Here is an 8,546-nt window from a genome sequence, read left to right as displayed (position 1 = left end):
CTGCGCCTCAAGCTCTGGTCCGTCGCCCAGAAGATCGAGCGGGTGCGCGAAGTTTCCGAAGGCATGCAAGAGCTTACCGGCGGCTCACAGGTGCCGGACGGCACGGGGGGCGACACGGTCGTGGTGCGCGACAGCTCCCTGATGCAGAACGTTATGGCCTCGGCCGCGGGGACAGGCTCTGCGCTGATCATCGCGCTTATCCTGGCGCTTTTCCTGCTGTCCTCCGGCGACATGTTCCAGCGCAAGCTGGTAGAGGCGATGCCCACCTTCCAGACCAAGAAACGATCGCTCAGGATCAGCCGGCACGTGGAGCGCCAGATCTCTCGTTACCTGGCGGCGATCACGGTGATCAACGCGGGCCTGGGCGTGGCCATCGGCGGGTCGCTGCACCTGATGGGGATGCCCTACGGGCTGTTCTGGGGCGTGGCGGCCTTCCTGCTGAACTACCTGCCCTACCTGGGCGGGATGATCGGCACGGTGATCAGCTTTGCCGTGGCGCTGGTGACATTTTCCACCTTCGGCCAGGCGCTGCTGGTGCCGCTGGTCTATTTCAGCCTGACCTCGATCGAGGGGCAGCTGGTCACGCCGGTGGTGGTGGGCCGGCACCTGCGGCTGAACACCCCTGCGGTCTTCATCGCGGTAATCTTCTGGGCCTGGCTCTGGGGCGTGGCGGGCGCGCTTCTGGCCGTGCCCTTCCTGGTCTTCCTGAAGGTGCTTTGCGACAACATCCCGGCCTTCAAGGCCGTGGGCAGCTTCCTGGATGGGTCGAACTCCTCTCGTCACAGGCGGCGGGCCCGGGCGCGCCTGCGGCGCAACACCCGCAAGGTGGCACAGGCAGGCCTGCTTCCCGGCCAGGCGGGCGGGCTGCGCGGCGGCGGAGAGCCGGGCGGCGTTCTGTCGGGCCCCTCCTCGGGCGCCTCGGCCGGGCCGCTTTCGGGGTCTTCGGGCAGTTCGGGACCGGGGCGCGCGCCGCTGCCCGAACCGTCGAAGTGACGCGATTGGTTTGACTTTCCCGGAACTTGCGTCACAACCTCTGCCGGTATTTCGCAACGCCGGCCCCGGTAAGGGCCGATCCTTCGGAAGGGAAGCGGGACGTGGTGACAAAACGCCCCCAGGCGCGGGCCGGCCAGCGGATCGGGCTGCTGGGTGGATCCTTCGATCCGCCCCACGAGGGGCATCGGCATATCACGCTGGAGGCGCTCAAGCGCTTCAACCTGGACGGGATCTGGTGGCTGGTCAGCCCCGGCAACCCGCTCAAGCCCCGTGGCCCGGCCCCGCTGCAGGCGCGGCTGGAGGCCAGCCGCGCCCTGATGCAGCACCCCCGCGTGCGCGTCACCGGGGTCGAGGCCCGCACCGGCACCCGCTACACCGCCCAGACCCTGCGCGCCCTGCAGGGGCTTTACCCCGGCGTGCGCTTTGTCTGGCTGATGGGGGCGGATAACCTGGCGCAGCTGGACCGCTGGCAGGAATGGCGCTGGATCATGGACAACGTGCCCGTGGGCGTGCTGGCCCGGCCCGGCGAGCGGCTGGAGGCGCGCAATTCCCGCGCCGCGCGGATCTACCGCGCCGCCCGGCTGGAGGAACCGGAAAGCCGCCTGCTCGGCCGCTCCGGCGCGCCGGCCTGGTGTTTCGTCAATGTTCCGCTGAACGGCGCCTCTTCCTCAGAGATCCGGGCCCGTGGCGGATGGCTTCCGGCGGAGTGATGCTCACAAAGGCGCGGGGTGACGCGCAGAATGCTTGGCGTCCCGTACACCCAACGTTAGAATATGACACGACAGACTGGGGGTTCCGGGGAACCGCCCGGTTGCCCGCGTGCCATGACGCTGCGCGCGGGACCAGCCGGACGCCCCATCACGAAGCCGAACAGAGGTGACATGAAACAGATCCGCCGCAGGTCCTTCCTGGCCATGCTGACCGCCGGAAGCGCGGGCACCGCCCTGGCGGGACCGCTCAACATGCCGCGGCCCCGGATGAGGCCGGACAACCTGGGAGAGGTCGTCGCCCCCGGCCCCGCCTCTGTCGTCGAAGACGCCCGTGTCACCGGGGAAAGCCATTTCGCCGTGGCCGACCTGGACACCGGCGCGCTGCTTGAGGACTACCGCAAGGACAAGCCCCTGCCCCCGGCCAGCGTGGCCAAGACCGTGACTACGCTTTACGCGATCAACACCCTGGGGCGGGATCACCGCTTCGTCACCCGGGTGCTGGCCACCGGCCCGATGCAGGGTGGCCGGATCGAGGGCGACCTGATCCTGGCAGGGGGCGGCGATCCGGTGCTGGACACACGCGACCTGGCAGAGCTGGCCGCCGCGCTGAAGGCCGCCGGGGTGACGGAGGTCACCGGGCGCTACCTTTACCACGGCACCGCCTTGCCGGAGGCGCGGCTGATCGATGAGGCCCAGCCGGACCAGGTGGGTTACAACCCAGGGGTCTCTGGCCTGAACCTGAACTTCAACCGCGTGCATTTCGAATGGAAGCGCGAAGGCGGTCGCTGGGTCACCACGATGGATGCGCGGGCGGGCAATTACCGCCCCGACGTGACCGTGGCCCGCATGACGATCGCGGACCGCGCCGGGCCGGTTTACACCTATGCCGACGAAGCGGGGGTGGATGCCTGGACCGTGGCCAGCGGTGCGCTTGGCACCGGGGGCGCGCGGTGGTTGCCCGTGCGCCGCCCCGCCGCCTATGCCGCAGAGGTCTTCCAGGTGCTGGTGCGCGCCCATGGCATCGTGCTGAAGGCGCCCGAGCCGGTCGAGGCCCTGCCGGAGGTCACCTACCAGATGGCCAGTCACCGCAGTCCGCCGCTGATCGAGATCGCGGAAGACATGCTGTATTATTCCACGAACCTGACCGCGGAGCTGCTGGGCCTGGCGGCCAGCGTGGCCCGCGCTAGCGCGCCGGGGCTGATGGCCTCTGCCAAGGCGCTGTCGGAGGGCATGGACAGCCCCGATACCGCCGTCATGGCGGAAAGCCTGTCAGGCAAGCTGACAGAGGTGCGCGATACCGCCGTGCCCCATCCCCCCCGCCCGGAGCTTGTGACGGCCACGACATCGCAAACGATGCCGGCCAGCCTGCGCGATTCCGCCGCCGCCATGAGCCTTTGGGCGCGGCAGCATTTCGGCCTGACAAGCATCGACCTTGTGGATCATTCCGGGCTGGGCGAGGCCTCTGGCATCTCCACGGGGGACCTGGTGCGGATGCTGCTGAGCCCGGAGGCGCAGCGCGACCTGCAACCGATCCTGAAGGAGATTTCCGTCAAGGACGAGCTGGGCCGACCGATCCAGAACGGCCCGGTGAAGGTTCACGCCAAGACCGGCACGCTGAACTTCGTCTCTGCGCTGGCGGGTTACGAGAAGGCCTCGGACGGGCGGATGCTGGCCTTTGCGGTGATCTCTGCGGATATCGAGAAACGCGATGCGCTGACCCGCGCCCAGCGGGAGCGCCCGCCGGGCGGCCGCGCCTGGCTGACCCGCGCCCGCGCGCTGCAACAGGACCTCATCCGCCGCTGGGACGGGGTCTACGGCACGGGGTGAGGCCCCGGGGATCGAGTCCCGCGCTCGGCTGGGCGAAAGGGCCGGACGATTGCAGAGGACGGATCTTGCGGTGACCGGCACACCGCTGGCGGCGGTGCGCCGCGCCGGCCGCTGTGATCGCGGAGGGCGTGGGAGCCTCCGGCGGAAGTTTCTTGGCAAGAAGAAGGCAGGGGCCGTTTTTCCCAGGCTGGCCTTGGGGCTGGCGTCAGGGGGAGTTGCAGGGGGCTTGGGTCAGTAGACCCATTTCTGCGGCTTGGGCTGTTCCTGCAGGCGCATGGCTTTCAGCACGGCGCCGTCGGGCAGCCCGCGTTCCACGTAGGCGCCGAGGATCGGCATGAGGCAAAGCACGGCAAGGCCGGCGATGAGAAACACGCGGTTCATGGGGCTGCTCCCTCTTGTTGACTCGCCTTGAACGGTTCTGGAACCAAGATGCGATAAAGAGGGTGTCAGGCAAGTGACGCTTTCTCACGAAAGGGTCAGGAATGTTTCGCAGCGCCGCAATCCCGCCCATGCCGGTGCGGCATTGGCGGGGGTTTGCCGGGAAAACGATCAGAGCGTGATGTGACGGGCGCGGGCGCCGCGTTCGATGGCCGCCGCATGGAGCCGGTCGAGGCTAAGCTCATAGCGGATCTCTTCGAGCAGGCGCAGCTCTGTCTCGCGCAGGGTGCCATCGGCGGCGGCCACGTCGCAGGCGAAGGCATAGGCGGTTTCGAAGAGCCGTTCGGGCAGGTTTTCCCGGATCAGGCCGAAGAGCGCATCAAGCCCGTCTTCCTCTGCGAAGAGGTCGAAGACGATGGAGGACATCTGGGAAATGCGGGAATCGTCGTAGCTGGCGAAGACGGGAAGCGTGTTCACCAGGCTTTCGATCTTGATCAGCTCGACCGTGCGGACGTTCTCATCGGAGACGGAAACCGCGATCATCAGCAGGACCAGGCAATCCTGGGCAGTCAGCGCGTGGGGGGTGTCGGAGGGCATGGCCGATAATTCCTTTCGCCAAAGCGTTCCGGCGCAGATTATTGACGAGCGCGGCAGGGCACAATAGGAAGCGCAGGCCCCGGCGAAGGGGACCTGCCCCGAGGTCGGGACAGGCGGTTACTCACCTGATGGAGAAGATCATGTCCGATCTGCGCGCTGCTGCACTGGAATCGAAGGCCTGGCCGTTCGAAGAGGCCCGCCGCCTGGCCAAGCGCTACGAGAAGACGCCGCCGGAAAAGGGCTTCGTGCTGTTCGAGACGGGCTATGGCCCCTCCGGCCTGCCCCATATCGGCACCTTCGGCGAGGTGCTGCGCACCACGATGATCCGCCGCGCCTTCGAGGTGATCAGCGATATCCCCACCCGCCTGATCTGCTTCAGCGATGACATGGACGGGATGCGCAAGATCCCCGGCAACGTGCCCAACCAGGAACGCCTGAAGGAAGACATCCAGAAGCCGCTGACCAGCGTCTATGATCCCTTCGAGGAATTCGAAAGCTTCGGGCACCACAACAACGCCATGCTGCGCCGCTTCCTGGACACCTTCGGCTTCGAATACGAGTTCTACTCGGCCACGGAGTTCTACAAGTCCGGCCAGTTCGACGCGGTGCTCAAGCGCGCGGTCGAGAAATACGACGAGGTGATGAAGGTCATGCTGAAAAGCCTGCGCGACGAGCGGGCGGCGACCTATTCCATCTTCCTGCCGATCCATCCGGAAACGGGGCGCGTGCTTTACGTGCCCATGAAGGAGGTGAACGCGCAGGATTACACGATCACCTTCGATGACGAGGAGGGCCGCGAATGGACCCTGCCCGTCACCGGCGGCAACGTGAAACTGCAGTGGAAGCCCGATTTCGGCGCCCGCTGGGCCGCGCTGGACGTCGACTTCGAGATGTACGGCAAGGACCATTCGACCAACACGCCCATCTATGACCGCATCTGCGAGATCCTGGGCGGCAAGAAACCCGAGCATTTCACCTACGAGCTGTTCCTGGACGACAAGGGGCAGAAGATCTCCAAGTCCAGCGGCAACGGTATCTCCATCGACGAATGGCTGAGCTATGCCAGCACGGAGAGCCTGAGCTACTTCATGTTCCAGAAGCCCAAGACGGCCAAGCGGATGTATTTCGATGTCATCCCGCGGGCGATGGATGAATATCACCAGCAGCTGAAGGCCTATCCGGACCAGGATGCCAAGGGCCAGCTGGCCAACCCGGTGTTCCACATCCACGCGGGCGATGTGCCGGCGTCGGACCTGGTGGTGCCCTTCTCGATGCTGCTGAACCTCGCCTCGGTTTCCGGTGCCGAGGACAAGGAGACGCTTTGGGGCTTCATCGCGCGCTATGCGCCCGAGGCCTCGCCCGAGGCGAACCCGCAGATGGACCAGGCCGTGGGCTTCGCGGTGCGTTACTACAACGACTTCGTGAAACCCACGAAGGTCTTCCGTGCCCCGACCGAGCAGGAGCGCGAGGCGCTGCAGGCGCTGCGGGACGCCCTGGCAGCCTATGACGGAGAGCTCTCTGACGAGGCGCTGCAATCGGTGGTCTATTCCGTGGGCCGCGAGCGCTTCGATCCGATGAAGGCCTGGTTCTCCTGCCTTTACGAGGTGCTGCTGGGCGCCAGCCAGGGGCCGCGCTTCGGCGGGTTCATCGCGCTTTACGGCGTGTCCGAAACGGTAGAGCTGATCGACCGGGCGCTGGCGGGCGACTTCGCCTGAGGCCAGGCAGGCGAAAAGATGCAGGGGGCTCCTTCGGGAGCCCTTTTTTTTGCGTGGCGCCTGCGCAGGATTACCGCGCAATACGTAGCTTTTCGGTGACAGGCACGGGCAAAGTCCCGGCTGCTGCGCGCCGGCACCGCTAAATGCTTTGCAACCGTACCTTTCGCTCGCAAACTCAAAGGGTTCGCGGACCCGCCATCGGCAGGATGGAGGCATCGCGATACTTGAATACAACAGGTTTGCGAGGTTCGAAACAATGAAGAAAGTTCACACACTTGCCATTGGCGCCCTTCTTCTGGGCGGCGCCCTGCCGCTTGCGGCACAGGCCCAGGAGGCGGGGGATATGACCCTGTCCGGTGGTGTCTCCTCCCTGGGTATCTATGTCGAGCCGACCTACACGGTGAACAGCCAGCTGAGCCTGCGCGCGCCGCTGTACTGGGGCGAAGGCGATGTCACCCTTGAGGATGACGGCAACAGCATCGATTCCACGGTTGAATCGCTCTCTCTTGCGCTGGTGGCGGATTACTTCCCCTGGGCGAACGGGGTGTTCTTCTCTGGCGGGATCGCCTTTGGCGGGTACTCCGCTTCGGGCAACACGAACCAGGTCACCGCAAATGGGAATACCTATTCCGGTGATTTCGGCATGAACATCGAACAGAAAAGCAAGGTCGCGCCGCAGGTCTCTGTCGGCTATCGCCGGGCGATGGACACGGGCATGACCTTTGCGGTTGAGGCCGGCGCGCGCGTGGCCACCTACGAGATGTCGCTCAGCGGGATCGACTCCCAGCCCCAGCAGGCACAGGACGACATCAACGCCGAAGTCGCCAGCATCAACGACAGCCTGTCCGACTTCCCGGTGGTTCCCTTCATCAGCCTCAGCATCGGCTGGCGCTTCTGATATCCGGCCGGGTCCCACCCCGTTAGGGTGGGGTTCGCGACGGTCTTGCAGGTCCGGCCCTCAGGGGTCGGGCCTTTGCGTTTCGGGGGGCGGCAGAAGGTCCGCCGGGGTCATCCGGAAGGCCTTGCCGAAGCCGCCGTTCAGGAAGCTGTCGCGCGGCGCGAAGCGGACCAGCAGGAAATCGGCGAAATCCATGTAAAGCCGCGCCTTGGGGCGCAGCTGCGCGTAATGGGCCGCCAGGGGCGCATAGGCGGGATCCTCGCGCACGACGGGCTGCGGGATCGCCTGCAGCGTCAGGCGCGGGTGGGTCAGCGGATCGCCCTTGTCCCCCGGCTCGCCGATCAGCAAGGAGACCTCTGCCCCCCGCAGCAGCGGTGCGGTATGGGCCGAAAGGCGCGAGACCAGCGTCAGCGGGCGCCCCTGCGGATCCGTGGCCAGGGCAATCCGCGTGACGAAGGGCACGCCCTGATCCGTCAGCGTGGCAAGGGCCGCGAAATGCGCCGCCTTCAGAAGATCGCGCGCCAGGGCGCGGGCCTCTTCATCGGCGGGGCGGACGGGATCCTTGGGGGGTTCTGTCATTTCGCGGGCATCTGCATGGCCGGAAGGTAATACGCGCCTGCGCCGGGGTCAAAGCCCGGCGGGTGCGGCCTAGCCGCTCAGAAACTGCGCCAGACCCCCAGCTTCAGCCGCACCGGATCACTGTTGTGCAGGCTGGTGGAGGCGCCGATATCCAGGTCCAGCCCCTCTGTCAGGCGGATCGCGGCAGAGCCGCCCAGCCGGGCATAGGGCAGCTGGCCATAGCTTTGCCCGGTCTCGATCTGGCCATAGATCTTCAGCCCCTCGGAGCGGTTCAGCCCCAGCGTTGCCTCTGCCTTCCAGTCATAGGCGCCGGTCTGCGTGTAGACGTCCAGGATCCCGTCAACGGCCAGCCAGCCAGAGGGATCGGCCAGGCCGCGCCCCAGGGCCAGCACCTGGCGCACCGCGGGCTGGCTGTTCAGCGTGCCCAGGGCCAGCCCGACCGCCGTCTTCAGGCCGAAGCGATCGGGCATCGGGTAGGTGGCAAAGGCCAGCGCCTTGTTCGCCCCCTCGGGCGTGCCGTTCAGATCAAGGCCGACGGTCAGCTTGTCCGTCAGCCCGTATTCGTGAAAGTAACTGAGAGATGTGTCGGTGTCGCCGCTCTCCGACCGGCTGAACCGCAGGGCGCTGGCGATGAAGTGATTGCCCTCTCCGCGCGGCCAGGCACCGGCAAGGGCGGCCTCTGCCATCAGGCAGAGGATCACGACCCAGGTGCCGATCCCGTTCCCGGCCCAGCGTTGCATCCTGCCCCTTTCCCGCGTCCTGCTCAAACCTTGGCCAAGCGCCTGCATAGCCATGTCCAAGGCCATTCTAGCATGGTTTTGAACGGTTAATGCGCCCTTAACGCCAGAA

General features: G+C 66.4%; 9 protein-coding genes. 5 read left to right on the top strand and 4 right to left on the bottom strand.

The annotated features are described in order from the left end of the window. From HCZ97_RS15875 to dacB, 3 genes are all read left to right on the top strand, one after another. Positions 1–993, top strand: a 993-nt coding sequence (locus tag HCZ97_RS15875) for an AI-2E family transporter (RefSeq protein ID WP_167689874.1), incomplete at its 5' end; no start/stop codon positions are given. Positions 994–1,097: 104 nt separating this feature from the next. Beyond that, positions 1,098–1,703: a nicotinate-nucleotide adenylyltransferase gene (locus HCZ97_RS15870; protein ID WP_167689872.1), complete on the top strand. Its 606-nt coding sequence runs from the start codon at positions 1,098–1,100 to the stop codon at positions 1,701–1,703. Between the two features lie 171 nt (positions 1,704–1,874). After that, positions 1,875–3,530: a D-alanyl-D-alanine carboxypeptidase/D-alanyl-D-alanine-endopeptidase gene (dacB, locus tag HCZ97_RS20640; protein WP_254871564.1), complete on the top strand. Its 1,656-nt coding sequence runs from the start codon at positions 1,875–1,877 to the stop codon at positions 3,528–3,530. Positions 3,531–3,761: 231 nt separating this feature from the next. Here the strand turns inward: dacB and HCZ97_RS15860 are convergent, their stop codons facing one another. Both HCZ97_RS15860 and HCZ97_RS15855 read right to left on the bottom strand, forming a co-directional pair. Continuing rightward, positions 3,762–3,911 (bottom strand): hypothetical protein, encoded by a 150-nt coding sequence (locus HCZ97_RS15860; RefSeq protein WP_167689870.1) that lies wholly within the window; start codon positions 3,909–3,911, stop codon positions 3,762–3,764. A gap of 168 nt (positions 3,912–4,079) precedes the next feature. After that, complete coding sequence (locus tag HCZ97_RS15855) at positions 4,080–4,505, bottom strand: tellurite resistance TerB family protein (protein ID WP_167689868.1); 426 nt, start codon at positions 4,503–4,505, stop codon at positions 4,080–4,082. Positions 4,506–4,645: 140 nt separating this feature from the next. On the opposite strand from HCZ97_RS15855, the gene HCZ97_RS15850 reads away from it, so the two are divergent. Both HCZ97_RS15850 and HCZ97_RS15845 read left to right on the top strand, forming a co-directional pair. Further along, complete coding sequence (locus tag HCZ97_RS15850; RefSeq protein ID WP_167689867.1) at positions 4,646–6,220, top strand: lysine--tRNA ligase; 1,575 nt, start codon at positions 4,646–4,648, stop codon at positions 6,218–6,220. Positions 6,221–6,476: 256 nt separating this feature from the next. After that, entirely contained in the window at positions 6,477–7,118 is a 642-nt protein-coding gene (locus HCZ97_RS15845; protein ID WP_167689865.1) for a hypothetical protein, read from the top strand. A 60-nt stretch (positions 7,119–7,178) separates the two neighbouring features. Here HCZ97_RS15845 and HCZ97_RS15840 read toward each other — a convergent pair whose 3' ends face one another. Both HCZ97_RS15840 and HCZ97_RS15835 read right to left on the bottom strand, forming a co-directional pair. Next, positions 7,179–7,697 carry a HugZ family protein gene (locus HCZ97_RS15840; protein WP_167689863.1) on the bottom strand — a complete coding sequence of 173 codons (519 nt, stop codon included), beginning with the start codon at positions 7,695–7,697 and terminating at the stop codon, positions 7,179–7,181. Positions 7,698–7,774: 77 nt separating this feature from the next. Beyond that, entirely contained in the window at positions 7,775–8,437 is a 663-nt protein-coding gene (locus HCZ97_RS15835; RefSeq protein ID WP_167689861.1) for a hypothetical protein, read from the bottom strand. Between the last annotated feature and the right edge of the window lie 109 nt (positions 8,438–8,546).

This window comes from Pseudooceanicola sp. HF7, assembly GCF_011806405.1.
Taxonomy (GTDB): domain Bacteria; phylum Pseudomonadota; class Alphaproteobacteria; order Rhodobacterales; family Rhodobacteraceae; genus Pseudooceanicola.
Note: the sequence above shows the minus strand (reverse complement) of the source record. Positions and strands in the feature narration are given on the sequence as shown.

Bases quoted from the DNA above. Each gene is read 5' to 3' on its own strand.
- HCZ97_RS15855 (WP_167689868.1), bottom strand. From the start codon at position 4,505: ATGCCCTCCGACACCCCCCACGCGCTGACTGCCCAGGATTGCCTGGTC.
- HCZ97_RS15845 (WP_167689865.1), top strand. From the start codon at position 6,477: ATGAAGAAAGTTCACACACTTGCCATTGGCGCCCTTCTTCTGGGCGGC.
- dacB (WP_254871564.1), top strand. From the start codon at position 1,875: ATGAAACAGATCCGCCGCAGGTCCTTCCTGGCCATGCTGACCGCCGGA.
- HCZ97_RS15840 (WP_167689863.1), bottom strand. From the start codon at position 7,697: ATGACAGAACCCCCCAAGGATCCCGTCCGCCCCGCCGATGAAGAGGCC.
- HCZ97_RS15835 (WP_167689861.1), bottom strand. From the start codon at position 8,437: ATGCAACGCTGGGCCGGGAACGGGATCGGCACCTGGGTCGTGATCCTC.
- HCZ97_RS15850 (WP_167689867.1), top strand. From the start codon at position 4,646: ATGTCCGATCTGCGCGCTGCTGCACTGGAATCGAAGGCCTGGCCGTTC.
- HCZ97_RS15860 (WP_167689870.1), bottom strand. From the start codon at position 3,911: ATGAACCGCGTGTTTCTCATCGCCGGCCTTGCCGTGCTTTGCCTCATG.